Here is a 25,266-nt window from a genome sequence, read left to right as displayed (position 1 = left end):
ATGGTACTGCCAGGGGGACCTGGTGGGAGAGTAGGACGCGGCCGGACTAAATTTCATAGAAAACCCCCCGACGGATCTCCGTCGGGGGGTTTTCTGCGTTTCAGCCTGCTGAGACCGGTACGGGGACCGGCAGGCCGGCGCGGCTGCCGGCCGAGGCCATGCCGAGCCAGCTGTGGGGGTTGCCCTGCCAACACCAGCCGAGCTTGGGCGCCCCCTGGCTGATCCACAGGGCCGGGACGCGCTTGTCGCCGTTACGGGAGCCCGCCAGTTCGAAGCACTTGTTCTTGGCGAGCAGCTCCGGGAAGTGCGTCACCAGGGCGATGCCCTCCTCGATCGACAGCGGTGTGCGGCCCCGCTCTTCGATGGTCGCCATGGCTTGGAGCGGGACGACGTCGCAGAACTCTTCGCCTCGCTGGACATCGAACACGAGGTAGGGATCCGTGTCCGAGGCGCCGTCGGACAGCAGCCGCGGGATCGTCACGAACGACGCGACGTCCTCGCCGCCCTTGTAGTTGCGGTCGATGACGCCGGGCTTCGTCTTGCCGGCGAGGGTCAGCTTCGGAAGTGCCTCCTCCAGGGAGAGCAGGGCTCGTGGGACCACCACGAGGAAGGGCGCGGCGTGCGACACCGCGACCGGTTTCAACGGTGTGACCAGCTCGGCGAGGTCCGGGCGGGCCATCACGGCGGAGAGGTTCCGCACCTGGCGGTCGAACTCGGCGGCGGCGTCGAATCCGGGAGACGTCAAGGTGTCGTCCTTTCGTCGGTCGAACCAGGCGCAACGAAAGGACGTGACGGGGCTATTCCGGTCGGCGCGAAACCGCTAGAGCCGGCCCGCCGCCTTCAGAGCCAGGTACGCGTCGGCGAGGGCCGGGGCGATGAGATCCGGCGGTTGGTCGACCACCGTCACCCGGTGCTTGGCCAGCAGGCCGGCGACGTGCCGCCGCTCGGCGCGGGCGCGCTCGGCGGAGGCGGCCTCGTAGACCGCCGTCGCGGTGCCGCGGCCCCGGGCCATCTGCTCCACCCGCGGGTCCGCCACGGAGGCCACCACGACCTCGTGGCGGGCCGTCAGCGCGCCGATCACCGGCAGCAGGCCCTCCGTCATCGGGGCCGAGTCCAGGCTGGTCAGCAGGACCACCAGGGCGCGGTGGCCGGCGCGCTTGAGCACGGTGGTCACCAGGCCGCGGGCGTCCAGCTCGACCAGCTCCGGCTCCAGCACCGCCATCGCCTCCGTGACCTGGGCCAGGGTCTGGCCGGCGGAGGTGCGGGTGACGGCGGCGCGGACTCGGCGGTCGTAGGCGAGCAGGTCCACCCGGTCGCCGGCGCGCAGGGCCAGCGCGGTCAGCAGCAGCGTGGCGTCCAGGGCGGCGTCGAGGCGGACGCCGTCGGTGCCCAGGTCCTCGGTGCCGATCCGGCCGGCGGCGGTGCGGCCGGTGTCCAGGACGATCAGGATCGAGCGGTCGCGCTCCGGCCGCCAGGTGCGGACCACCACGTCGTAGTGGTCGCCGACGTGCCGTCGCGCGGTGGCCCGCCAGTCGATCGAGCGGACGTCGTCGCCGGCCGCGTAGTCGCGCAGCGAGTCGAACTCCGTGCCCTGCCCGCGCACCAGCAGCGAGGTGCGGCCGTCGAGCTCGCGCAGCCGGGCCAGGCGGCTGGGGAGGTGGCGGCGGGAGGCGAAGGGCGGCAGCACCCGCAGCCGCCACGGGCTGCGCACCGTGCGCTGGCGCGCCGCCAGGCCGAGCGGCCCGAAGGAGCGGACGCTGACGTGCTCGGCGTGCCGGTCGCCGCGCCGGGTCGGGACCAGGACGGACTCGATCCGGCGCCGCTCCCCGGCCGGGATGGTCACGGCGTGCCGGGGCTGCACCAGGGTGGGGTCGGCGAGCCGGTTGCGGCGGCCGCCGGCGCCGGGCGCGGCCCGCAGCCCCGCCGACGGCGGCCACGCGTCGCGGATCAGGGCCCGCACCCGCCGACCCGCCGGATTGGTCACGACGAGCTGCACGCGCGCGGTCGCGCCGAGCCGCACGGAGGTGTCGCCCCCGCGGGCGAACTCCAGCGTCCCGACCGGTCCGGCCAGCGCCAGGTCGAGCACGATCCCGGCCGCGACCGCCGCGGCCACCGCCGCGATCCCCGCCCAGGAGGGCAGGACCAGGCCGACGAACAGCGCCCCGAGCGCCGCCAGGGCACCGGCACGCCAGGTCAGCGCCATCGGTTCCCGCCCCTCTACCGCGGGACCGGGACCGCGCCGAGCACCGCGTCCAGCACGCCGTCGGCGGTTCCGCCCTCCATCTCGGCCTCGGCCCGCAGCCGGATCCGGTGCCGCAGGGTCGGCTTGGCCAGGGCCTGGACGTCGTCCGGGGTGACGTAGCGCCGGCCCGCCAGCCACGCCCAGGACCGCGCGGTGCTCAGCAGGGCGGTGGCACCGCGCGGTGAGACCCCGAGGGCCAGCGACGGCGACACCCGTGTGGCGCGGGCCAGGTCGGCGATGTAGCCGAGGACCTCGTGGCCCACCACCACGTCGCGCGCGGCGGCGCGGGCGGCGGCCAGCTCGGCCGGGCCGGCGACCGGCTTCACCCCGGCGGCGGCCAGGTTCCGCGGGTCGAAGCCGGTGGCGTGCCGGTCCAGGACGCCGATCTCCTCGTCGCGGCTGGGCAGCGGCAGCACCAGCTTCAGCAGGAACCGGTCGAGCTGGGCCTCGGGCAGCGGGTAGGTGCCTTCGAACTCGACCGGGTTCTGCGTGGCGGCCACCAGGAACACCTCGGGCAGCGGCCGGGGCAGGCCGTCGACGGTGACCTGCCGCTCCTCCATCGCCTCCAGCAGCGAGGCCTGGGTCTTCGGCGGCGTGCGGTTGATCTCGTCGGCGAGCAGCAGGTTGGTGAACACCGGCCCCTCGCGGAAGGAGAACTCGGCGGTGCGGCTGTCGAAGACCGCCGAGCCGGTGACGTCGCCGGGCATCAGGTCCGGTGTGAACTGCACCCGCTTGGAGTCCAGGGCCAGCGCCGCCGCCAGCGATCGGACCAGCAGCGTCTTGGCGACCCCGGGCACCCCTTCGAGCAGGACGTGCCCGCCGGACAGCAGCGCGATGACCAGGCCGGTGACCGCCGCGTCCTGGCCGACGACGGCCTTGGCGACCTCCGTGCGCACGGCCAGCAGCGCGGAGCGGGCGGCGGCGGGGTCGATGAACGGCTCGGCGGACGGCTCGGCCCCCCGGCCGGGGGCTGCGGGGACTCTGTCGGAGACGCTCCCGAAGGACTCTCCCGAGTCCCAGCCGGAGGCCGAGTCCGTCCCGAGTCCCGCCCGGGCCGGGTCCTGCTGCGTCATATCGCTCTCCTGATTCTCGTTCACAGCCGCCCGACCTCGGCTTCCAGCCGGTCCAGCGCCGAGGCCAATCCCACCAGGGCCGCGTCGTCGGCGGGCACCAGCCCCGCCAGCACCGCCAGCGTCTCCGACGCCGGCCGGCCGCCGCGGGCCGCGATCGCCGAGGCGACGTCGTCGGCGGCGGCGGTGCGCGGCAGGCCCAGCCGGCCCGCCAGGCGCGCACGCGTCGCCTCCCGCAGAGCGGCCGCCGCGCGGTCGGTCACCCGGCCGCGCTCGTACAGCCGCGCCCGGCCTTCCACGGTCTCCGCCGCGCGGACGGCGACCGGCATCCGTTCCACGACGACCGGTCCCAGCCGCCGAGCCTGCCACAGCGCGAGCAGAGCGATCGCCAGCACCAGCGTCAGCGCGCCCCACCGCCAGCCCGCGGGGAGCACCGCGGTGAAACTCTTGTGGTCCTCGGGTGCCGCGGCCGGGTCCGCCGAGTCCGGCAGGTACCAGACGACCGTCGGGTGCTTGCCGAGCAGGCGCAGCGCCAGCGCGGCGTTGCCGTGGTCGGCCAGCCGGTCGTTGCGGAACAGGGTGCGGCTGCCGACCAGGACCGTGTCCGCGGAGCCCGATCCGGTCAGCGTCACCAGCGCGTAGCCTTCGCCCGGGAGCCGGTAGCAGCCGGGTACCGCCGTGTCGGTGAACGTGTCGCCGTCGCCGATGTCGGCGTTGCCGGCCGCGAGCGCGTCCGGGTCCGGGCACTGGGGATCCAGCAGCCGGTTCTGCCCGTCCTGAGCCCGCCACAGGCCCGCCGCGTCCCCGGCCAGCCGCCGCATCGACAGCGAGTCGGGCTGCACCACCACGAGCCGCGCCGCCGAGGCCGCCGCCAGGGTGTCGAGCTGTCCGGGGCTGAGCAGCCCGGGATCGGTGATCATCAGCGTCGCGCCGCCGGACGCGGTCTGGACCGCCGAGGCGGCGTCGGCCGTGGTGCGCACCGGGACGACCGCGACCCCGTGGTCCTGGAGCAGCGCGGCCAGGGCGCGGCCGCCGTCGGCCGACGCCGAGTCCGGGTCGAGGGTGCCGCCGCTGCTGCCGCCCAGCGCGATCGCCGTGAGCAGGGATCCGAGCAGCAGGACGCCGAGCGCGGCCAGCGGCCGGCGCCAGGCCCGAAGTTTCATCACGACTCCGGTCCGTCGCCGGGACGGCTGCCGGGCCGGGCGCCGTCGGAAAAGCCGTGGTCGGTGGGGGCGCGGAGGACGGGACCATCGGCACCGAGACCGACCCCGGTTCCGGCGCCGACTCCAGCCCCGACCCGTATCCGCGCCGCCGCGACCGCGTCGTCCACGGCCACCAATCGCCGGTAGTCCTCCGGGCCCGCGGCCGCCTCGCCGTACCAGATGTCGTCGAAGACCCGCGCCGCCCCGGCCAGCGCCTCCGCCTGCTCCGGCAGTACCCTGCCCGCCTCCCGCGCCGCCACGTCGGCGGTCCGCCCCGGCCGCGGCTCCAGCACCGCCCGCTCCTCCAGCGCCGTGATGACCGCGCGCAGCCGCGCGCGCACCGCCTCGGCCCACCGGCCGCCGGCCGCGTGCTCCTCGGCCGCGCGGCGGTACCCGGCCGCGTCCAGCGCCGTGTCCTCGTCGAACAGCGAACGCTCGCCGGTGACCTGCCGCCGGACCGGGCCGTAGCGCAGCCGGATCACCACCACGAGGCCCACCAGCAGGCCGAGCACGACGAGCAGGGCTATCCAGCCGTTCCCGCCCCCGCCGCTCGTGCTCCCGAAGGCCTTGTCCCACAGGTCGCGCATCTCGTGCCCGAACCAGTCCAGGGCGCGCTTGGCGAGCGACGGGCGCGCGTGGGCGTAGACGGGCTTGGCCAGTTCGTCCGCGGCCGCGCGGCGCGCGTCGTCCCGCCCCACGACGATCGGCACGCCGGGCGAGGGCGGCGTGACCGGGGTCCCCGGATCGATCACGCGGCGGGGCCCGTCGCCGGTCCGGAGCCGGCTCCGGACCCGCCGGGCCCGTCGGCCGCCGCGAACGTCATGGCGGCCGGGCCCGCGGTCTCGCCCGCTCGCCCGCGGGCGTTCATGGCGAGCTGGATGTCCAGCCCTTCGCGCCGCATCCGCCGGTCCACGTACTGCAGCGCCGTCACCGACGCGGCGAACGGCGCGACGACCGCCTGGATCCCCGTCGAGAACAGCGCGCCCAGGAACACGTAGCCCACCGACACGTGGTGCCCGGAGTAGGTCCCGTCGCCGTTCGCGCTCACCGGGCTCAGGTTCGATCCCACGACCACCTGCTCCACCACCGACAGCACCCCGGCCACCAGCTCCGAGACCACGACCGCCAGCAGCGAGACGCCCAGCACCCGCCACCAGCCGCCCTTGACCAGCACCGAGGACCGGCGCAGCGCCCGACGCACCGGCTGGTCCTCCAGGACCAGCGCCGCGCCGGCCAGCGACCACGCCACCCAGCGGTTGACCGCGAACGCGCCGGCGGCGCCGGTGCCGGCGACCAGCAGCAGCGCCCCGGCCGGGTTGCCGGCGGAGGCCAGCAGGGCGCCGGGCAGGATCCCGAGCACCAGCGCGCCGAACAGCGTGATGAAGATCAACAGTGCCAGGCCCACCAGCCGGGGCAGGCGCGGCCGGGTGAGCCGCCACACCTCGGCGAGGGTCACCGGCCGCCCCAGCACCGCCCGCGACACCGCGGTGGTGAGCAGACCGACCAGCAGCGAGACGATGAGCGCGTTCAGCAGCACACTGGGCCGCAGCAGCGCGAGGTCGTTGATCCCGGTCCCGCTGCCCAGCGTGGTGTCGTCGGTCACCAGGCCCGCCAGGAACCGGAGATAGAGGTAGTCCAGCGGGATCGCCACCGCCTGCCCGGCCGCGACCACCACCGCGGACAGGCCGAGCATCACGCCGGGATGCGTGCGCATCGCGGTCACCGCGCCGTCGAGGATCTCGCCGACCTGCAGCGGGCGCAGCGGCACGACGCCGCGGCCGGCCGTGGCCGGAGGCGGGACGTCGGCCACGGCGGGCGGTGCGGCGGCGGCGGGCACGGCGGACGGCAGGGGTCCGGTGGCACGGCTCATGATCTGCGTGGACGCTTCTTCCTCGGGCGCAGGGCCGGCTTCGGGCCGGAGTGTGCCCCCCAGCATGCAGGCACCCCCGATCCCGGCGCCACCCCCGTACCGGCACTCGTGGTGCGCCCCATCGGCACCGGGGATTCACCAAATGCAGAAAGTAATGCGACGATAGTCCGCATGAAAGGTCGTGTCTTGATCGTCGACGATGACATAGCCCTGTCCGAGATGCTGGGCATCGCCCTGCGCGGCGAGGGTTTCGAGACCACGTCGGTCGCCGACGGCGACCGGGCCCTGCAGGTGTTCCGCGACTTCAAGCCGGACCTGGTGCTGCTGGACCTGATGCTGCCCGGGCGCGACGGCATCGACGTGTGCCGGCTCATCCGCGGCGAGTCCGGGGTGCCGATCATCATGCTCACCGCCAAGAGCGACACCGTCGACGTGGTCGTCGGCCTGGAGTCCGGCGCGGACGACTACGTGATCAAGCCCTTCAAGGTCAAGGAGCTCGTGGCCCGGGTCCGCGCCCGGCTGCGCCGCGCCGACGAGCCGAAGCCGGAGACGCTGGCCATCGGCGACCTGTCGATCGACGTGGCCGGCCACTCGGTCAAGCGCGACGGCCGCCAGATCCCGCTCACCCCGCTGGAGTTCGACCTGCTGGTCGCGCTGGCCCGCAAGCCGTGGCAGGTGTTCACCCGCGAGGTGCTGCTGGAGCAGGTCTGGGGCTACCGGCACGCCGCCGACACCCGGCTGGTGAACGTCCACGTGCAGCGCCTGCGCAGCAAGATCGAGGTGGACCCGGAGAACCCGGAGATCGTGGTGACGGTCCGCGGGGTGGGATACAAGGCCGGTCCGGCTTAGCACGACGACGGGGAAGCGGAAGCGGTAGATGCGGGTCTCGAAGTTCACCGGCGGTGCCCGGAGGCTGGGCCGCGCCGTCCTGGAACTGCCCGGGACCTGGCGCGGCTCACTGCAGCTGCGCGTGGTGTCGCTGACGCTGCTGCTGTCGGTGGTCATCGCCGTCGGCCTGGGCTGGATGCTGAACGCGAAGATCCGCGACGGGCTGGTGCAGGCCAAGGAGAGCTCGTCGCTGGCGATGGTCAGCAGCGGCTTCGGCCAGGCCGGCAGCTACATCACCGCGGCGGCGGACCGGGTGAGGAACCAGAGCCCGGCCGGCCAGCAGGGCGCGCCGAGCGTCAGGTCCGGCGCCGAGGCCGAGAACGCCGCCTGGTTCTCCGAGCTGCACGCCCTGGTCACCAACCTGTGCAGCGGCGCCAGCACCGACACCTACCAGGTGGTCCTGACCTCCGATTCGCCGCAGCTCCCGACCGGCGGCTACACCTGCGGCGGGATCCTGCCGCGCAGCGTCCGCGACAAGTTGGACCTGCCCCTGCAGCCGGCGGCGGCAGGCCGGGTCGACTACGTCACCACGAAGCTCGAGTACAGCGTGCAGTCGCCGACGGACGATCCGGTCAGCGCGCCCTCCGACAGCGCGCCGGCCGGCAGGACCACCCCCGGCCTGCTCTACGGCCGCCGGTTCGCGCTGCCCACGTCGAGCTCACCGCCCCCGGAGATCCAGCTCTACTACGCCTTCCCGTTCACCAGCGAGACGAAGGCGCTGAGCTTCGACAACCGCCTGATCGCCTCGGCCGGCGCGGTGCTGGTGCTGGCGCTGGGCGGGGTCGCGTGGTTCATCACCCGGCTGGTGGTCACCCCGGTCCGGCAGGCCGCCGGGATCGCCGAGCGGCTCGCCGACGGGCGCTTCGACGAGCGGATGCGGGTGCGCGGCGAGGACGATCTGGCGCGGCTGGCGACCTCGTTCAACACCATGGCCGGCAACCTGCAACGGCAGATCCGCAAGCTGGAGGAGCTCTCCCGCGTGCAGCGCCGGTTCGTCTCCGACGTCTCGCACGAGCTGCGCACACCGCTGACCACGGTCCGGATGGCCGCGGACGTCCTGCACGACGCCCGCGAGGACTTCGGCGGGCCCACCGCCCGTTCGGCCGAGCTGCTGCAGACCCAGCTGGACCGGTTCGAGGAACTGCTCGGCGACCTGCTGGAGATCAGCCGCTTCGACGCCGGCGCCGCCGTGCTGGACGCCGAGCCGGTGGACCTGCGGGCGCTGGTGCGCCGGGTGGTCGACGGCAGCGCGGTGCTGGCCGAGCGCAAGGGCTCGGACGTGCTGATCGTCGCGCCGGACACGCCGTGCGTGGCCGAGATCGACCCGCGCCGCATCGAGCGGATCCTGCGCAACCTGGTCGTCAACGCGATCGAGCACAGCGAGGGCCGCCCGGTCGCGGTGAAGGTCGCCGCCTCGGCCGACGCGGTCGCGGTCGCCGTCCGGGACTACGGCGTCGGCCTCAAGCCCGGCGAGTCCTCCCTGGTCTTCGGCCGTTTCTGGCGGGCCGACCCGGCCCGGGCCCGCACCACCGGCGGCACCGGCCTGGGCCTGGCCATCTCGCTGGAGAACGCGCACCTGCACCACGGCTGGCTCCAGGCCTGGGGCGAGCCCGGCGGCGGCTCCCAGTTCCGGCTGACCCTGCCCCGCACCGCCGGGCAGGAGCTGGTGCGCTCGCCGATCCCGCTGGAGCCGGACGACTCCCGGCACCACAAGCGGCAGGCCGAGGCCGCGCGGCTGGCCGCCGAGGGCGCCTCGGCCGCGGCGCCGCGGCACGACGGACCGGATCTGACCGGCCTCACCGCCAGGACACCGGACAAGCTGGGGGAGCGTTGACCACCGTTCGCACCGGGGCCGCGGAGTCCACGGTTTCCGCCGGGTCCATAGCCTCCCCCGGGTCCGCCGCGTCCGCCGCGTCCCGGGTCCGTCGGCGCCGGATCCTGCGCCGCACCACCGCGGCGCTGGCCGGACTCGCCGTGCTGGGCACCGCGGCCTGCGCCGGACCTCCGTCCAGCGGCTCGGTCCGCACCACGTCCCTGAGCCAGAGCCACAACAACGTCTTCATCATCGCGCGCGAACCCTCGCAGGAGATGTCGGGACAGGAGCTGGTGCAGAGCTTCCTGCAGGCGCTCACCGGTGACCAGAAGGACCCGAGCTTCAGCGTCGCCCAGGACTATCTGACCGCGGGCGTCCGGAGCAACTGGATCCCGCCGGGCGGCACGTGGAAGACGGACACCAAGATCGTGGAGGGCCAGCCCTCCATCACGTTCGACCAGGAAGCCCCGGCCGACCGCGGCATCCGGCCGATCACCAGCGAGGGGGCCCCGGCCGACGCACCGGTCGGCAGCGTGGCGAAGGTCTCCGCCCGGGGCCGGCAGGTGGCCGAGCTCGACCGGCACGGCTTCTACCAGACCATGTCGCCGGACGACATCAGCATGGACTTCACGCTCGTGAAGCAGCGCGAAGGCTGGCGGATCGAGACGCTGCCGGCGTACCGCATGATCTCGGTGGAGTCGTTCAAGCGGGTCTACCAGAGCTACCAGTCCGCCCTGCCGGTCTACCTGCCCACTTCCGGGGTGCAGCGGATGGACCAGGTCTACCTGACCCAGGCCACCGGCCAGATCGACTACACGTACACCGCGCTGGCCGACGCGGTGCTGAGCGGCCGCGGCCCGGCCCAGAGCTCGCCGATGCAGCTGAACGGCCAGGTGACCGTGAGCGGCGGTGAGGCCAAGGTGCCGCTCACGGCCCCGGCGGGCAGCGCGCCGATCCTCACCGACGTGCTCCGGGCGCTCGCCGCGACCTTCGCGGCGGCCGGCACGACGCAGCAGCTGATCGGGGCCGCGACGTCGGTGAGCCACGTGACGGTGACCTACCCCGGGTGCGGCTCCACCTGCTCCGACGGGCAGCCGGTGCCCCCCGCCCACGAACTGCCGGCGGTGTACTGGGTGTGCCCGGTCCCGGGCGGCACCGATTCGGCGCTCGTGTCCAAGTCCCCCGGCGGCTCCCTCGGCGGCGGGCAGTTCACCGCCTGCCCGACCGGCGCCGGCGCCAAGCCCAGATCGGAAGCCGACCTGACCGGGCTGCGCCTGGTGAAGGACGCGCCGATCGCGGTACGGCAGTCCGGGGACCCGACGCAGGTCCGGGCGCCGGCCTCGCCGGTGACCGCGGCCGTCGTGACCCAGGACACCAAGGACGGCAAGTCCGGAGCGGTGACGGTGGTCGGCAAGACGGCCTCCGACCGCCGGCAGTGGTACGTCACCTCCGACGCCAGCCGGATCACCGACCTCGAATGGGACCCGGTGGACGGCTCGCTCTGGATGGTCGACAACCACGTGTTGTACGAGCTGCGCGATCCCGGTGACCAGGGCCCCTCGGCCGCCTCGCGGGACGCGATCGACGTCCCCGCCGGCGCGCCGCTGACCCGGTTCAAGCCCTCGCCGGACGGCACCCGCGCGGTGCTGGTGGCGGGTCCGGACAGCGGAGGCCAGGGCGGGAGCCAGGGCACGACCGGCCAGCCGGCGTCCGGCGCGCCGAGCCCCTCGCCCGCCGCCATGGTCTCGATCATCCGGGGCAGCGGCTTGCCGAAGGTGTCGTCGGACCCGTCCGCGCTGCTGTCCGACACCCTGGCCTCCGCCACCGACGCGGCTTGGGCGGACGGCCGCACCGTGGTGGTGCTCGGCGTCTCGTCGCGGAACTCGAACACGCTGAGGCTGTACAAGGTGTACTCGGACGGTTCGCAGGACTCGGTGATCAGCGATCCCGAGGACGCCCAGTCCGCCGCCAAGCACATCTCCGCCAGCACCAGCCTGATCAACGGGCGGTCCTCGTTGTGGGAGTTCAGCGACGGCGGCGACGCGAACACCAGCTACGTGTACTTCAAGGGGCGCGGCGGGGCCGAGAGCTACCAGGAGGTCGGGTCGAGTCCGGTCATCGCGACGGTGTTGCCGGACTGAGCCGGTTTTGGAGCCGGTTTTGGAGCCGGTTTTGGAGCCGGTTTTGGAGCCGGGTGGGTGCCGGGCGGGTGCCGGGTGGGCCGCGGCTTCCACTGGCGTGATCAACCGGACATACCCGATAATTCGTCCGCGCCGTCGCACGACGGGAGCCGACCGGCCGGGAGACGCGTCCGGTCGTACGAACGAATCTACGACCGGGGGGCCGATGGCGCTTGTCCGCCCGCTGTGGGCCGCACTGCTGGATCTCGCCGCGGAACGCGACTGCGGCGGCTGTGGACGCCTCCAGCCGTCCGGACGCCCGCTGTGCGGGCCGTGCGGCCGTCTGCTGGCCCACGGGGGACCCTGGCGGGCGCTGGCCGCCGTGCCTGGGACGCCGCGTACGCACGCGGTGGCGCGCTACGAGGATCCGGTGCGCACGATGCTGATCGCGTACAAGGAGCGCGGACGGTGCGACCTGCGGCGGGCTTTGGGTGGGGCCCTGGCCCGCGCCGTGGCGGCGACTGTCGACGGTGCCGGGAGGCCTCCCGCCGGGCCCTTGGCGCTCGTCCCGATGCCTTCGCGTCGTCAAGCGGTCCGCGAGCGGGGCGAGGACACCACCGCGCGCTTGGCGCGGGCCGCGGCGCGGGTGCTGCGCGAGGCCGGCGCCCCGGTCCGGGCGGTGCCGGCGCTGTGCCACGCTCGTGCGGTCGCCGACCAGGCCGGGCTGACGCGTGAGCAGCGGCGGGCCAACCTCGCCGGGGCGCTGCGGGTCCGCCGGGCGGTCCCCGGACCGGTCGCCGCCCGGTGCGGCGTGGTCCTCGTCGACGACATCAGCACCAGCGGCGCGAGCCTCGCCGAGGCCGCGCGGGCGCTGCGGGCGGCCGGGGTCCCGGTGCTCGGCGCGGCGACGGTCGCCGCGGCTCGCGTACGCGAATAGAGTAGAAATTCTGTAATTCATGACCGGCGGGTGTCCAGGATGTGAACATCCGTGGAATCCCGCCACCACCGGGTCCGAACTCCGGTCGAACGCCCTTCCGATCACTCGAATGGTCCAACAGCCCGCTCCGCGTCTTCCCTCCGGGCCGCAGCCGGACTAGCTTTCACCCATAGGCACTGGCCCGCGACAAGTGAGCAGGCGTGATGCGTAAGTTCCCGCACATATCCGGCCTCCCGCCGAGACGGCCCGTCCCTCGATGACGGCGACATCGTCCCCCTGACCTCCTTCTGTCGCAGCCGCGCCATCCGCAACTTCCGCCGGTTCCGCACCGGCTGTGACTTCCTCCCCTCCCATCGCCGGGCACGATCCGTCTCCGGCGTACGTTGGAGATCGACAAGAGAGCAGTACTCCGATCCACCCTCCCCGGAGGCGCCGCTGGACATATCACCTCCCCGACGCCGAAGCCGCAGGCCGCAGAGCCCGGCAGCAGATCTGGACGCGAGATTGGAGAACGCGCGTGGACATCGTCGTCAAGAGCCGCCATCACGAGGTGACCGACCGGTTCCGTCGGCATGTGATGGAGAAGCTGGCCAAGGTGCAGGAGATGGACGGCAAGGCCATCAGCCTCACCGTGGTGCTGGGAGAGGAGAAGAACCCCCGCCAGGCCGAGCAGAAGGACCGGATCGAGCTGACCCTGGACTGCCCGGGGCCGGTGATCCGCGCCGAGGCTTGCGCCGGCGATCCGTACTCGGCCCTCGACCTGGCCGCGGCGAAACTCCAGACGCAGATCCGCAAGGCGAAGGACCGGCGCAAGATCCACCGCAAGAGCAAGGCGGTCGCCGAGTCGATCAAGCATCTGCCCGCGATGGCGGACCTCCCGCCCGGCACCGAGCCGCTGCTCACGGCGGACGGCGCGTCCACGGACAACCCCGAGGTCGACCTCAAGCCCTACTCCGTCTCCGGCCCCTCGCAGGAGGGTCCCATGGTGGTGCGCGAGAAGACGCACTCCGCCTCGCCGATGACGCTGGACCAGGCGCTGTACGAGATGGAGCTCGTGGGCCACGACTTCTACCTGTACGTGGACAAGGACTCCGGCCTGCCGGCGGTGGTCTACCGCCGCCACGCGTACGACTACGGCGTGATCCGGCTGGAGCCTGGCGAGGTGAGCAGCGAGCTGGTCGGCGAGCCCTCGCTCATGAACGCCGAGGTGCGCAGCGCCGCGGCCAGTTCGCCGTCGGACCGGATGGCCGGCGCGCGACGCTGAGGATTCTCCGGCATTTTCTGTGGTTTTCGCGGCCGGAACCCCGGCCTTGATCCACAGCAGTACAGGACTCTGATCTCCTGGGACTCGTCGCGGGACCGGGGCCGTCCCGGTCCCGCGGGGGTTCCTCCGAGTGGCGATCACCCGTCCGGGTAATGTCAGGCCACCTCGCGAGGTGCCATCATGGTCCTGTGTCGGAAGCCATAAGAGTCCTCATAGCCGACGACCACACGCTTCTGCGCCGAGGCCTGGCGGTCGTCCTCGACACCGAGGACGACATCGAGGTGGTGGGCGAGGCGTCGGACGGCGCCGAGGCCGTGGTCAAGGCCGAGGAACTGGCCCCGGACGTGGTGATCCTCGACGTCCGGATGCCCGACACCGACGGCCTGGCGGCCTGTGCCGCGATCAAGCGCTCGGTCCCGGACGCCAAGGTCATCATGCTCACCTCCAGCGACGAGGAGGCCGACCTCTACGAGGCGGTCAAGAGCGGCGCCTCCGGCTACCTGCTCAAGAGTGTGCTCCCGCACACCATCCCGGACGCGCTGCGCGCCGTACAGCGGGGCGAGTCCCAGGTCAGCCCGTCGATGGCGGCCAAGCTGCTGACCGGGTTCGCGGCCCTGGCCCGCGGCGCCGAGGCGCCGTCGGCGCCGGTCCCGGCGGCCGCGCCCAAGCTCACCGACCGCGAGATGGAAGTGCTGAAGCTGGTCGCCACCGGCCGCAACAACCGGGAGATCGCCAAGGAGCTGTTCATCACCGAGAACACGGTGAAGAACCACGTCCGCAACATCCTGGAGAAGCTCCAGCTGCACTCCCGGATGGAAGCCGTGGTCTACGCGGTGCGCGAGAAGCTGCTGGAGATCACTTGAGATCCGCTGCTTGACATCGCGGGCACGGCCGCGCGTAGGTTCGAAGGCATGGACATCTCCGTGACGCTGCGGGACGCCGCCGACGGCGGAGTGATCGCGCGCACGGTGGTGGCCTCGGAGACCCTGCCTCCGGCCTTCGACGGCACGCAGATGCTGGAGGCGGCCGGCACGGTCTGGCGCGTGGTGCGCGCCGAGCCGGCCTTCCGCGAGGAGTACGAGCTGGTCGGCGGGCTGGAGCTGACGCTGCGCCGGGTGGAGCGGGTGGACGGCGACGGCTTCGCCCCGGCCGGCGACATCCCCTTCAGCATGTCCAGCATCAGCGACCGGCTCCCGGACCTCGCCGGCCCGTTGGACGGACGCTCGGTGCTGCTGGTCAAGGACGATCTGTGGCGCGACGTGGAGCTGGTCGGCCCGTTCGCCGCCGAGGCGGTCGCGGCCAATCTGGCGGCCATCCACCGGGTCCAGACCGAGTTCCGCTCCGGCCCCGGCTTCACGGAGATCCACCTGCGCGTGGACCCCGCCGAGCCGCTGGAGGGTGTCACCCTGACCGTGGAGGACCTGGCCGCGACGCTGGGCACCACCACCCATTTCGTCCGCCCGGTGGCCATCGAGGGCCAGGGCGTGGTCCGCGGCGGCTACGCCCTGTCCGTCACCGACGGCGTGCACGTCTACGGCCTCGTCGATCACGCGAGCCGGGTCACGGTGGCGGGCGTGCACCGCACCGGCATCGCCGACGCCGCGGTCGCGGAGGCGTTCGCGGAGCTGGCGCGGACGCGCGGGCTGCACCTGGTCGACTGGCGCGGCGGACTGCGGACGGATGACGCGGCGGTGCTGGCCGAGTGGTTCGGGGCGCCGCCGCAGCCCTTGTGGCGGTAGGGCCCGCGCCGGTCGGCCGAAGCCGGCAGCCGGGCCGTCAGGCCAACTCGGCCCGCAGTTCGGCCTCTCCGGTACCCGTCACCAGCTCGACCACCACGTTGTCGCATCCGACCCACGACGCCGCCTCGCGGAGCGCCTCGGCCATCGGCCGGGCGGCGGTCGGGGAGTCGAGGGACACCTTCTTGGCGATGAGCGTCTTGCCCTCGCGCTTGGGGTCCACCCGGCCGAGCAGCTTGCCCCCGGCCAGCAGGGGCATCGCGAAGTAGCCGTGCACGCGTTCGGCGGCCGGGGTGTAGGCCTCGATGCGGTGGACCATGCCGAAGATGCGCTCCATCCGGCCGCGTTCCCAGATCAGGGAGTCGAACGGGGACAGCAGAGTGGTCCGGTGGCGGCCGCGGGGGCCTCCGGAGGCGAGCAGGTCGAGGGCTGCCGGGTCCGCCCAGGCCGGCTGGGTCCAGCCCCGCACGGTCACCGGGACCAGACCGGTGCGGTCCATCAGCGGCTTCGCATCGGGGATCTTGAGGCGGTAGTAATCCGCCAAGTCGCCTATCGTGCCGACGCCCAAGCGCGCCCCGGCCAGGGCCAGCAGGCGGATGTGCGCCTCCTCGACGGTCAGCTCCGGGGCGTCGAGCACCGGCTTCGGCAGCGCCCGTTCGGGCAGGTCGTAGACCCGGCGCCAGCCGCGGCGTTCCACGCACACCACGTCGCCGGTGGCGAGCAGCTTCTCGACGGCGATCTTGGTGTCCGACCAGTCCCACCACTCGGCGCTCTTGCGCGCTCCTCCGAAGTCCGCCGTCGTGCACGGCCCCAGGTCGCGCAGCTTGCCGAGGACCGTCGCCGTGGTCTCGGACGAGGTCGCCATGCCCCAGCCGCCGTTCTCCCGCCTTCGGTAGTCCGCGCGGCGGTAGGCGAAGGTGGGCCACTCCTCGACCGGCAGGATGCAGGCCGCGTGCGCCCAGTACTCGAACGTCGACGCCCCGTGTGCCTCGTGGTTCCAGTACGCCTTCTCGACCGCTTCGCGGCCGACCGCGCCGAGCCGCGCGTACGGCACCAGTTCGTGGGAGCGGGCCAGGACGCTGATGGTGTCCAGCTGCACCGCCCCCAGACCGTGCAGCATCCCCTTCACCCCGGCTCGGCGGTCCGGCACGCCGATCATCCCCTGCGCGTGCAGGGCCAGGCGGCGGGCCTCGGCGGCGGAGAGTTCGGTGCGGGGCTGTGTCCTGCCCCCGAGCGGTACGGACGTCACCTTGGTCACGCTAGCGGTCGGCACCGACAAGTACGGAGGCCGGAATCCGCTAGCGCAGCTCTCCGGGCAGCACGTCGGCCAGCCACATGTCGGCCCGCCGTCCCCGGTGCTCGTGCGAGCCGCGCTGCTTCCCGACGATCGTGAAGCCGAGCTTCTCGACCACCCGCCGGGAGGCCGCGTTCCCGTCGAACGCCTGCCAGGTGACCCGGCCCAGCTCCAGATCCTCGAACCCCCACCGGACCACCTCGCGCACGGCCTCGGTGATGTAGCCGCGCCCGCGGGTCTCGGGGTTGGCCCAGTACCCGATCTCCGCAGTCCGCACCCCGCGGCCTTCGGAGAGCCTGCCGATCCCGCCGAGTCCGACCGCGCCGGCGATCCGGCCGGTCTCCTTCACGAGGGCGGCGAAGGTCGCCTCGTCCCCGGTGGCGAACCCCTGGGGGGTGAACTCGCGGACGAACCACTCCGCATCGCCGATCTCGTACGGTGACGGGATCGTCGTCCAGCGTTGGATGTCGGGGTCCTGGCAGATCTTGAAGACGGCGGGTATGTCGTCCTCGCGCCAGGGCCGAAGTACGAGCCGCGCGGTCTGCAAAGGGCCCTGGGGCAGCGGCGGAGCCGTCGGCCGGGAGGCCGGCGCGGGAACCGGCAAAGACCTTTCGCGCGTTTCCGGTACGTCCATCGCCCCACCGTAGGCGACCCGCGGCGGCCGTCTCCAGGGAATATGCCGATGATCATTACGGCGCGCTCTTCCCTTGGAGTGCAGCCCGTCGCATAACATGTTGGAAAAGGCGGGGCGGAGTCCTGCCTGCCAGGATTTCCACCCGGGCTTGGATCCGTAATCGAGGAGTTGTCTGCCGTGGCGCGTCTGTTCGACAAGGTCTTGCGGGCCGGTGAGGGGAAGATCCTGCGCCGCCTGGAGGCCATCGCCGACCTCGTCGAGGAGATCGAGGAGGACTACGTCCAGATGAGCGACGCGGAGCTGCGCGCTCAGACCGACGAGTTCCGCGCCCGCCTGGAGGACGGCGAGACGCTCGACGACCTGATGCCCGAGGCGTTCGCGGTGGTCCGCGAGGCCGCCAAGCGCACGCTGGGGCAGCGGCACTACAAGGTGCAGCTGATGGGCGGCGCGGCCCTGCACCTCGGCAACATCGCCGAGATGCGCACCGGCGAGGGCAAGACCCTGGTCGGCACCCTGCCCGCCTACCTGAACGCGCTGGCCGGCCAGGGCGTGCACATCGTCACCACCAACGACTACCTGGCCGAGCGCGACTCGTCCTGGATGGGCCGGGTGCACCGCTTCCTGGGCCTGAAGGTCGGCGTGATCCTGGCCAACATGACCCCGGCCGAGCGCCGCGAGCAGTACAACTGCGACATCACGTACGGCACCAACAACGAGTTCGGCTTCGACTACCTGCGCGACAACATGGCGTGGTCGCGCGACGAGATGGTGCAGCGCGGCCACTTCTTCGCCTGCGTCGACGAGGTGGACTCGATCCTCATCGACGAGGCCCGGACCCCGCTGATCATCTCCGGCCCGGCGGACCAGGCCACCAAGTGGTACACCGACTTCTCCAAGATCGTGGAGCGGCTGGCGCCGGACGTCGACTACGAGGTGGACGAGAAGAAGCGCACCGTCGGCATCCTGGAGCGCGGTGTGGAGCGGGTCGAGGACCTGCTCGGCATCGACAACCTCTACGAGTCCGTGAACACCCCGCTGGTCGGCTACCTGAACAACGCCATCAAGGCCAAGGAGCTGTTCAAGAAGGACAAGGACTACGTCGTGATGAACGGCGAGGTCATGATCGTCGACGAGCACACCGGCCGCATCCTGGCCGGCCGCCGCTACAACGAGGGCATGCACCAGGCCATCGAGGCCAAGGAGAACGTCGAGATCAAGGACGAGAACCAGACCCTCGCCACGATCACGCTGCAGAACTACTTCCGGCTCTACGACAAGCTGGCCGGCATGACCGGTACCGCGATGACCGAGGCCGCGGAGTTCCAGCAGATCTACAAGCTGGGCGTGGTGCCGATCCCGACGAACAAGCCGCTGATCCGCAAGGACCAGCAGGACCTGATCTACGTCTCCGAGGAGGCGAAGTTCGAGGCCGTGGTCGAGGACATCGCCGAGCGCAGCGCCACCGGCCAGCCGGTGCTGGTCGGCACCACCTCGGTGGAGAAGTCCGAGTACCTCTCGACGATGCTGCGCAAGCGCGGCATCCCGCACGAGGTGCTGAACGCCAAGTACCACGAGCGCGAGGCGGCGATCGTCGCCCAGGCCGGCCGCAAGGGCGCGGTCACCGTGGCCACCAACATGGCCGGCCGCGGCACCGACATCCAGCTCGGCGGCAACCCCGAGGACCTGGCCACCGCCGAGCTGTACCAGCGCGGCCTGGACCCGGAGGGCACGCCGGAGGAGTGGGTGGCGGCGCTGCCGGACGCCCTGGAGAACGCCAAGCGCAAGGTGAAGGCCGAGCACGACGAGGTCCAGGACCTCGGCGGGCTGTACGTCCTGGGCACCGAGCGCCACGAGTCCCGCCGCATCGACAACCAGCTGCGCGGTCGTGCCGGCCGCCAGGGCGACCCCGGTGAGACCAGGTTCTACCTGTCGCTGGGCGACGACCTGATGCGGATGTTCAAGGCCGGCATGGTCGAGCGCGTGCTGTCGATGGCCAACGTGCCGAAGGACGTGCCGATCGAGCACAAGATGGTGACCCGGGCCATCGCCTCCGCGCAGACCCAGATCGAGCAGCAGAACTTCGAGATCCGCAAGAACGTCCTGAAGTACGACGAGGTGCTCAACCGCCAGCGCCTGGTGGTCTACGAAGAGCGCCGCAAGGTGCTGGACGGCGCGGACCTCGAGGACCAGGTGCGGCTGATGATGGACGACACCATCGCCGGCTACGTCGACGCCGCCACCTCCGAGGGCTACGCCGAGGAGTGGGACCTCGACAAGCTGTGGACCGCGCTGGAGACGCTGTACCCGCTGTCGGTGACGGTGGAGGAGATCGAGGACGCCGCCGGCGGCCGCGACCGCGTCACCCGCGACGTGCTGGTGGAGGAGCTGACCGCGGACATCCGCGCCGGCTACGACGCCCGCGAGGCCCAGCTCGGCGAGCAGATCACCCGCGAGCTGGAGCGCCGCGTGGTGCTCTCGGTCCTGGACCGCAAGTGGCGCGAGCACCTCTACGAGATGGACTACCTCCAGGAGGGCATCGGCCTGCGGGCCATGGCGCAGCGTGACCCGCTGGTCGAGTACCAGCGCGAGGGCTACGCGATGTTCCAGGCGATGATGGACGCCATCAAGGAGGAGTCCGTCGGCTACCTGTTCAACCTCAAGGTCGAGGTCGAGGCGGTGAACCAGGAACCGCAGGCGCAGGCCCAGGCGCAGGCCACGGCCGACGCCCTGGGGGCGGCGGGCGGCCAGACCGTCCGGGGACAGGACACTGCGCCGCACCTGCACGCCAAGGGCCTGGACGCCCCGCGCCGCCCGGACCACCTGAGCTACACCGCCCCGACGGTAGACGGCGAGGGCGGCGTGATGCAGCGCGTGGAGTCGTACGCGGACTACCGCGGCGACGCCGCCCCGGCCGAGGACGCGGTCCAGGACGAGACCCCGCGCCGCCGCTCGTCGGGCAAGCGCAAGAAGCGCTGACCGCGGCAGCATGCTGAGCTGAATGGCTGACTTCCCCCGGGAAGTCAGCCATTTCGCTGTGCCCTGTGATCTTCTAAGGACTCGGTCAGTTCCTTCAGGGGAGGCGGTGGCGTGGCACCGGTGCGGTCGGTTCGGGCGGTCGGCACGGCCCAGGTCGGCACCCGCTGGCGCCGTGATAACAGGCCGGACTTCTCCGGTATCGCGGTGTGGCTGGACGCCGTGGCCGAGTTCGAGGTCGAAGACGAGACCCACCCCGCTCACGAAGAACCCGAAGACGAGCCGCATGCCGAGCCGGTGCCGTGGGTGGTGGACGCCGGCTCGCCGGAGTACGCGCAGGTGTGGCGGCCGCTGGCGGGAACCGGCCGGGAGCCGCGCCCCGGACTGTTGGTGTCGGTGGTGCGCGCCGGCGAGGTGGTCGCGTACCCGACGCCCTTGGCCGACCCGCCGGCCGGCGCCGTCGCCCGGGCGATGGCCCGGCTGAAGCGGCCGGAGCCGGAACCACGCCGTCCCGAGGTGCTGGCCGCCGAGCCCGAGTCGGCACCGGCGCCGCCCTCGGCGCCGCGTCGGCCGGCCGCACCCCGCAAGGATTACGGCGAAGTCAGGGCCCTGGTCGGCATGCTGGTCGAAGTCCTGGCCGGCCGCCGCGCCCCGGCCCACGCCGCCACCTGGGCCACGCCCGAAGTCCGCGGCAAGCTCCGCCTCCCGCGCTTCCGCCGGAACGCGACGCTCAAGTCGGTCCGCCTGTCCGACGGCGGCACCGGCATCGAGGCCCTGGCCCTCGTCCGCGACGGCGGCCGGACGCGGGTGGTGGCGCTGCGCTTCGATCGGGCGGACAACGGCCGGTGGCAGTGCACGGCGCTGCAGACGGGGTGACCGTCACCCAGCCCGCCGACGCACCGCGCCACCGATCGCGTCCTCGTCGCCGATCCCGTCCCCGACCTCGTCGTGCACCGTCCCGTGGCGTCGTCCGCGGCCGCGCACGCGGTCGCCGACCGGGGCGACCCGGTGCCGGTCCAAGGGCATTGAGAACTCCATCGCCAAGGCGGCCACGGCGAGCCAGGCGACTTCCCCCCAGCTGCGGAACAGGACCGAGCGGGGCTGCCAGCCGGGTCGGAACTTGGCGTTGAAGCGGTAGAGGGACTCCAGCATGATCCACGGGTCGAGGAGGTGGATCGCGCGGTAGGCGAGCCGTTCCAGCGGAGTGCGGCGGGAGCCGGCGTCCATGACGGGGCGGAAGGCCGCGAAGTTCAGGGAGATCTCGGTGACGCCGCGGTCGCGGGCCCAAGCCACCAGGTCGACGATCAGCCGTTCGTTCACGCCGTTGGGGCTGGTGGGGTCGCGGGGCATGACATCCAGGGACAGGGCCGTCGGGGTGCCCGAGGGGCGGTCGGCGCCGACCGGGTGGTAGCGCTGGAAGCCGACCGCCGTGCCGGCGGCGTCGTACGCGACGATCAGCAGGGCGTCCGGGTGGCGGGCCGAGGTGATGGCGTCCAGGTTCATCGCGAAGCCGTGCTCGGCGTGGCCCTTCAGCCAGCGCTGGTGGATGGCCAGCAGTTGGTCGGCCGCTTCGCCGTCGAGTGCGGTCTCCCGCAGGACCTTCGTGGTGATCCCGGCCTTGTGCGTGCGCCGCACCGCCTGCCGGACGTTCCGGATCGACCGTCCCTCCAGGGAGAAGCCCGCCACGTCCAGCATGACCTCGTCGCCGATGCCGATCTCACGCATCCCGTGCTCCCGCCACAGCGGCAGCAGCGCCTCGCGCGCGCCCAGCACGGCCGGGCGCCATCCACGCCGCCGGCACAGGGCCAGGAACTCGGCGACCGCCGCCTCCCGCGCGTCCGCCGCGCCGACCGGGTCGCCGCCGACGACGGCGGTGCCCAGGAACACGCGGTAGCCGATGGCGGCGCGGCCGTCGGGGGAGAAGACATAGGACTTGTCGTGCCGCAGGGCGAACGGTGCCAGCGTGTCGGAGTCGGGGTGCTGTACCAGGCGCCGCACCCGGTCGCGCTCGGTCTCGCCGCCCGGCCGCGGCGCGGGCGCCGGGGCCAGCACGCACGCCAGCACCGCAAGCAGCGTGATCCCGCCGAGCAGCGTCAGCCCGTGCAGGAACCACGACCGCCCTTCCAGGGTCATCGGCCCCGGGTTCGCTGTCAGCCCGTCGAACAGCTCCCGCCCCAGCCCCACCGGTGTCAGGGACCCGCTCAGGCGTCCGCGTTGCAGGAACAGCCCACCGCCCCCGACCACGAACGCCACGACGACCAGGCCCACGAACAGGTGGAACGCGGTCCGCAGCCGCGCCGGATCCGGCAGGGCGCTGAAGCGTGTCCGCGCCCCCCACAACGCCCACGCGAAGGCCGCCATCGGCACCAGCCGCCACGGCTGGTCCCAGGTGAGCAGTGACATGAGCGCCGACCACAGCACGGCCGCGGCGGTCAGGTACAGCGCCATCAGACGCCGTACGTGCAGGCCGCGGGCCAGCAGCAGGAGGGCCAGGCCGATGTGCACGGCGTGGCCGCCCGAGGGCGTCGCGCCGACGATCACGATGACCGTCCGCGTCAGCCAGGCCGGGGGACCGTCCATCGCGGCGTACCCGAACAGCGTCACGGCCGCCGCCAGAACCAGGGCGGCGAACGGCCACACGGCGAGCCGGTCCTCCGGGACCGTCACCCCGCTCCCGTGCCTCTCAGCCATGGGCAACAACCTCCCGTGACACACGAACGGCCCTCTCATGTCACGGTATTCCCGTCAGAAACACCGGCGCATCCGACATTCGGCTGTACTCGCCAGGAGGCGGGCGCTCTTCCGCCGTTAGAGTCGGACCGACGGACCACCCGGAGGGGAGTGACGCGATGGCCTCCACGGCGGTGCGCCGCGGCCTGGTGCTGGGCGGCGGCGGCATGCTCGGCGCGGCCTGGATGACCGGCGCGCTGACGGTGCTGTCCGAAGCCGTGGCCTGGGACCCGCGCGAGGCCGAGATGCTGGTCGGGACCTCGGCCGGGGCGGTGCTGGCGGCGCTGGTCGGCGCCGGCGCGTCCCCGGCGCACCTGCACGAGCACCAGCTCACCGGCCGCATCTCCGACGGCCCGCTGGCCGGCCTGGAGTTCGACTACGCGACCGCGGCCGGCGGCGCGCACCCCGAGCGCCCGCGCCTGCGCCTGGGCTCCGGGCCCCTGCTGGCGCGCACCGCTCGGCATCCGCGCTCGGTGCCTCCGACCGCGGTCATGGCCGCCGCCCTGCCGCCCGGGCGCGGCTCGCTCGGCGGCGTCGGCGACCTCGTCAGGACCCTGCCGGCCGACGGCGAGGGCTGGTCGCCGCACAAGGCGCTGCGGGTGGTCGCCCTGGACTTCACCACCGGCGAGCGGGTCGTGTTCGGCAGTCCCCGGGCGACCCGCACCCCGCTGGCCGACGCCGTCACCGCCTCCTGCGCGATCCCCGGGTGGTTCGCCCCGGTGGTCATCGACGGCCGCCGCTACGTCGACGGCGGCATGTGGTCCGCGACGAACGTCGACGTGGCCGCCAAGGTCGGCTTCCAGGAACTCGGCGAGCCGCCGCTCGACGAGCTCTACGTGCTGGCGCCCATGGCGGTCCGCGGCTACGACGGGCCGCCGCGCACCATGCTCGAGCGCGCCGTCCGCCGCTACCGCCGGGCGGTGACCCGGCGGATGCTCGCCGAGGTGCAGCGGGTCCGCGCCGAAGGCACCAAGGTCATCGTGTTCTGCCCCACGCCCGAGGACATCCGCGCCATCGGCTACAACCTGATGGACGGCGACCGGCGGCCGCACGTCCTGGAGACCTCTTTCAGAACCACCCTGGAACAGGTCGAGGCACAACGCACGATCCTCTGAGCCGGGCTCGGCCGCCGCGTCGCGGCCCGGGTCCGGCAGACGCCGAACCGCACGCGCGGAGGGGATAATGGCGCAATGCGCGTCTACCTTCCCGCGACCCTGTCCGCGCTCGCCGAGCTCCACAAGACCGGCCGTCTCAGCCCCGCGCCGCTGACGGCGTACGCGGTCACCCCGGCGCTGCGCGAGTGGTACACCGAAGGGGACAGCGAGGAGCTGGAGTACGCCGCCATGACCGACGCCGCGCGGGCGTCGCTGCGGCTGCTGGCCGACGCCCCGGACGCGCCGCGGCGCCGGGTCGTGATCGCCGCCGAGGTGCCGGACGCCCAGGCCGTGCCCCTGTACCACGGCTCCGAGCCCGGCCTGGTCCGGGTGTCCGCCGAGGTGCCGCTGTCCTGGGTGGCCTCGCTGCATGTCGACGACCCGGCGGTGCTCGACGAGGTGGCGCTGGCGGTGGTGCTGCTCGGCGCGGCCGAGGCCGGGGACGAGGACGCGGTGTTCACGGTGGACGGGATCGACGACCACGAACTGCTCTGGTACGCCACCCAGGAGCTGCCTGACCTGCTGGGTTGAGGCTCCGGCCGCACGCTCGCGGCAAAACCGGTTGGCGGTCGCCGATACCCTGGTGGGGTGACAGTGCCGAATGACCGCAAGCCTCTCCACCTCGTCTGGGACTGGAACGGCACCGTTCTGAACGACTTCGAGATCATCCTGCGCTCGACCAACGCCTCGTTCGGCGACCACGGCCTGCCCGCGATCACCGCCGAGCAGTACCGCACCCAGATCAAGATGCCGATCCGGGCCTTCTACACCGACATCCTCGGCCACGCGCCGACGGACGAGGAGTGGGAGGCGATGGACGCCACCTTCCACAAGTACTACGTCGCCTACGAGCGCGAGGCGCGGCTCTCCACCGGCCTGCCGGACCTGTTCCGGGAGTGGGCCGGCCGCGGCCACTCCCAGTCGCTGCTGTCGATGTACCACGACGACAAGCTGGTGCCGGTGGTCGAGCACCACGGGATCGCCCACCACTTCTCCCTCGTGCAGGGCACCAAGCCGCCCCGGCCGGCCCGCAAGGCCGAGCACCTGGCCGACCACCTGCGGCGCCTGGACGCCGAACCGTCCCGCGTGGTGCTGATCGGCGACTCCCCGGACGACGCCGCCGCGGCCCACAGTGTCGGCGCCCGCGTGATCCTCTACTCCGGCGGCTTCGCCGCCGCCGCGTCCCTGCGGGCCACCGGAGCCCCGATCGCGGACACCCTCACAGCCGCCGTGGCCATGATCGAGGAGCTCGCGGCCGAAGGCTGATGCGCGCGGGTACGTCGATCGGCGCAATGATCGGCGCAATGGTGTGGCGGCGGCATCCGCGCCGCGATGAGAT

At 72.9% G+C, this 25,266-nt stretch carries 21 protein-coding genes; 12 read left to right on the top strand and 9 right to left on the bottom strand.

Annotation, left to right across the window (positions count from 1 at the left end):
- Positions 1–100 precede the first annotated feature (100 nt).
- The 6 genes from ABD466_RS08415 to ABD466_RS08390 all read right to left on the bottom strand — a co-directional run bounded on the left by ABD466_RS08415 (position 101) and on the right by ABD466_RS08390 (position 6,384).
- The gene (locus ABD466_RS08415) at positions 101–679 is read right to left on the bottom strand and encodes a DUF5701 family protein (RefSeq protein ID WP_425558586.1); all 579 of its coding nucleotides are present in this window, start codon (positions 677–679) and stop codon (positions 101–103) included.
- 141 nt (positions 680–820) lie between these two features.
- Positions 821–2,203: a DUF58 domain-containing protein gene (locus ABD466_RS08410; RefSeq protein ID WP_344656382.1), complete on the bottom strand. Its 1,383-nt coding sequence runs from the start codon at positions 2,201–2,203 to the stop codon at positions 821–823.
- A gap of 14 nt (positions 2,204–2,217) precedes the next feature.
- Positions 2,218–3,315: an AAA family ATPase gene (locus tag ABD466_RS08405; RefSeq protein WP_344656381.1), complete on the bottom strand. Its 1,098-nt coding sequence runs from the start codon at positions 3,313–3,315 to the stop codon at positions 2,218–2,220.
- Positions 3,316–3,335: 20 nt separating this feature from the next.
- Complete coding sequence (locus tag ABD466_RS08400; protein ID WP_344656380.1) at positions 3,336–4,475, bottom strand: DUF4350 domain-containing protein; 1,140 nt, start codon at positions 4,473–4,475, stop codon at positions 3,336–3,338.
- On the bottom strand, positions 4,475–5,266 hold the full coding sequence (locus ABD466_RS08395) for a DUF4129 domain-containing protein (RefSeq protein ID WP_344656379.1): 792 nt from the start codon (positions 5,264–5,266) through the stop codon (positions 4,475–4,477). Before ABD466_RS08395 ends, ABD466_RS08400 begins: the two co-directional genes overlap by 1 nt.
- Positions 5,263–6,384, bottom strand: a complete 1,122-nt coding sequence (locus ABD466_RS08390) for a hypothetical protein (RefSeq protein WP_344656378.1) — start codon at positions 6,382–6,384, stop codon at positions 5,263–5,265. The genes ABD466_RS08395 and ABD466_RS08390 overlap by 4 nt, the downstream gene beginning before the upstream one ends.
- A gap of 171 nt (positions 6,385–6,555) precedes the next feature.
- On the opposite strand from ABD466_RS08390, the gene mtrA reads away from it, so the two are divergent.
- The 7 genes from mtrA to ABD466_RS08355 all read left to right on the top strand — a co-directional run bounded on the left by mtrA (position 6,556) and on the right by ABD466_RS08355 (position 15,145).
- A complete protein-coding gene (gene mtrA / locus ABD466_RS08385; protein WP_194894868.1) occupies positions 6,556–7,233 on the top strand; it encodes an MtrAB system response regulator MtrA in 678 nt (225 codons plus the stop codon).
- A gap of 28 nt (positions 7,234–7,261) precedes the next feature.
- Positions 7,262–9,106 carry an MtrAB system histidine kinase MtrB gene (gene mtrB, locus ABD466_RS08380; protein ID WP_344656377.1) on the top strand — a complete coding sequence of 615 codons (1,845 nt, stop codon included), beginning with the start codon at positions 7,262–7,264 and terminating at the stop codon, positions 9,104–9,106.
- Positions 9,103–11,226 carry an LpqB family beta-propeller domain-containing protein gene (locus ABD466_RS08375; protein ID WP_344656376.1) on the top strand — a complete coding sequence of 708 codons (2,124 nt, stop codon included), beginning with the start codon at positions 9,103–9,105 and terminating at the stop codon, positions 11,224–11,226. Before mtrB ends, ABD466_RS08375 begins: the two co-directional genes overlap by 4 nt.
- Positions 11,227–11,431: 205 nt before the next feature.
- Positions 11,432–12,142, top strand: a complete 711-nt coding sequence (locus ABD466_RS08370; RefSeq protein ID WP_344656375.1) for a ComF family protein — start codon at positions 11,432–11,434, stop codon at positions 12,140–12,142.
- 517 nt (positions 12,143–12,659) lie between these two features.
- Positions 12,660–13,406, top strand: coding sequence for a ribosome hibernation-promoting factor, HPF/YfiA family (gene hpf / locus ABD466_RS08365; RefSeq protein WP_344656374.1), 747 nt, complete (start codon positions 12,660–12,662; stop codon positions 13,404–13,406).
- Between the two features lie 152 nt (positions 13,407–13,558).
- Complete coding sequence (locus ABD466_RS08360; protein ID WP_344656373.1) at positions 13,559–14,269, top strand: response regulator; 711 nt, start codon at positions 13,559–13,561, stop codon at positions 14,267–14,269.
- Between the two features lie 48 nt (positions 14,270–14,317).
- Entirely contained in the window at positions 14,318–15,145 is an 828-nt protein-coding gene (locus ABD466_RS08355) for a hypothetical protein (protein WP_344656372.1), read from the top strand.
- A gap of 37 nt (positions 15,146–15,182) precedes the next feature.
- Here ABD466_RS08355 and ABD466_RS08350 read toward each other — a convergent pair whose 3' ends face one another.
- Both ABD466_RS08350 and ABD466_RS08345 read right to left on the bottom strand, forming a co-directional pair.
- Positions 15,183–16,400, bottom strand: coding sequence for a winged helix-turn-helix domain-containing protein (locus ABD466_RS08350; protein WP_425558584.1), 1,218 nt, complete (start codon positions 16,398–16,400; stop codon positions 15,183–15,185).
- Positions 16,401–16,440: 40 nt separating this feature from the next.
- Positions 16,441–17,070 (bottom strand): GNAT family N-acetyltransferase, encoded by a 630-nt coding sequence (locus ABD466_RS08345; RefSeq protein WP_344656370.1) that lies wholly within the window; start codon positions 17,068–17,070, stop codon positions 16,441–16,443.
- Between the two features lie 177 nt (positions 17,071–17,247).
- Between ABD466_RS08345 and secA the strand changes: the two genes are divergently transcribed.
- Together secA and ABD466_RS08335 are read left to right on the top strand one after the other, a co-directional pair.
- Complete coding sequence (gene secA / locus ABD466_RS08340) at positions 17,248–20,046, top strand: preprotein translocase subunit SecA (RefSeq protein ID WP_344656369.1); 2,799 nt, start codon at positions 17,248–17,250, stop codon at positions 20,044–20,046.
- A gap of 111 nt (positions 20,047–20,157) precedes the next feature.
- The gene (locus ABD466_RS08335) at positions 20,158–20,919 is read left to right on the top strand and encodes an Rv3235 family protein (protein ID WP_344656368.1); all 762 of its coding nucleotides are present in this window, start codon (positions 20,158–20,160) and stop codon (positions 20,917–20,919) included.
- Positions 20,920–20,922: 3 nt separating this feature from the next.
- Here ABD466_RS08335 and ABD466_RS08330 read toward each other — a convergent pair whose 3' ends face one another.
- Complete coding sequence (locus ABD466_RS08330) at positions 20,923–22,734, bottom strand: bifunctional lysylphosphatidylglycerol flippase/synthetase MprF (RefSeq protein ID WP_344656367.1); 1,812 nt, start codon at positions 22,732–22,734, stop codon at positions 20,923–20,925.
- A 158-nt stretch (positions 22,735–22,892) separates the two neighbouring features.
- On the opposite strand from ABD466_RS08330, the gene ABD466_RS08325 reads away from it, so the two are divergent.
- From ABD466_RS08325 to ABD466_RS08315, 3 genes are all read left to right on the top strand, one after another.
- The gene (locus ABD466_RS08325) at positions 22,893–23,888 is read left to right on the top strand and encodes a patatin-like phospholipase family protein (RefSeq protein WP_344656366.1); all 996 of its coding nucleotides are present in this window, start codon (positions 22,893–22,895) and stop codon (positions 23,886–23,888) included.
- 75 nt (positions 23,889–23,963) lie between these two features.
- On the top strand, positions 23,964–24,458 hold the full coding sequence (locus tag ABD466_RS08320) for a DUF6912 family protein (RefSeq protein ID WP_344656365.1): 495 nt from the start codon (positions 23,964–23,966) through the stop codon (positions 24,456–24,458).
- 57 nt (positions 24,459–24,515) lie between these two features.
- Positions 24,516–25,193, top strand: a complete 678-nt coding sequence (locus ABD466_RS08315) for an HAD family hydrolase (RefSeq protein WP_344656364.1) — start codon at positions 24,516–24,518, stop codon at positions 25,191–25,193.
- Positions 25,194–25,266 lie beyond the last annotated feature (73 nt).

Source organism: Catenulispora subtropica (genome assembly GCF_039531675.1).
GTDB lineage: Bacteria > Actinomycetota > Actinomycetes > Streptomycetales > Catenulisporaceae > Catenulispora > Catenulispora subtropica.
This window is presented reverse-complemented; position numbering and strand designations above follow the sequence as displayed.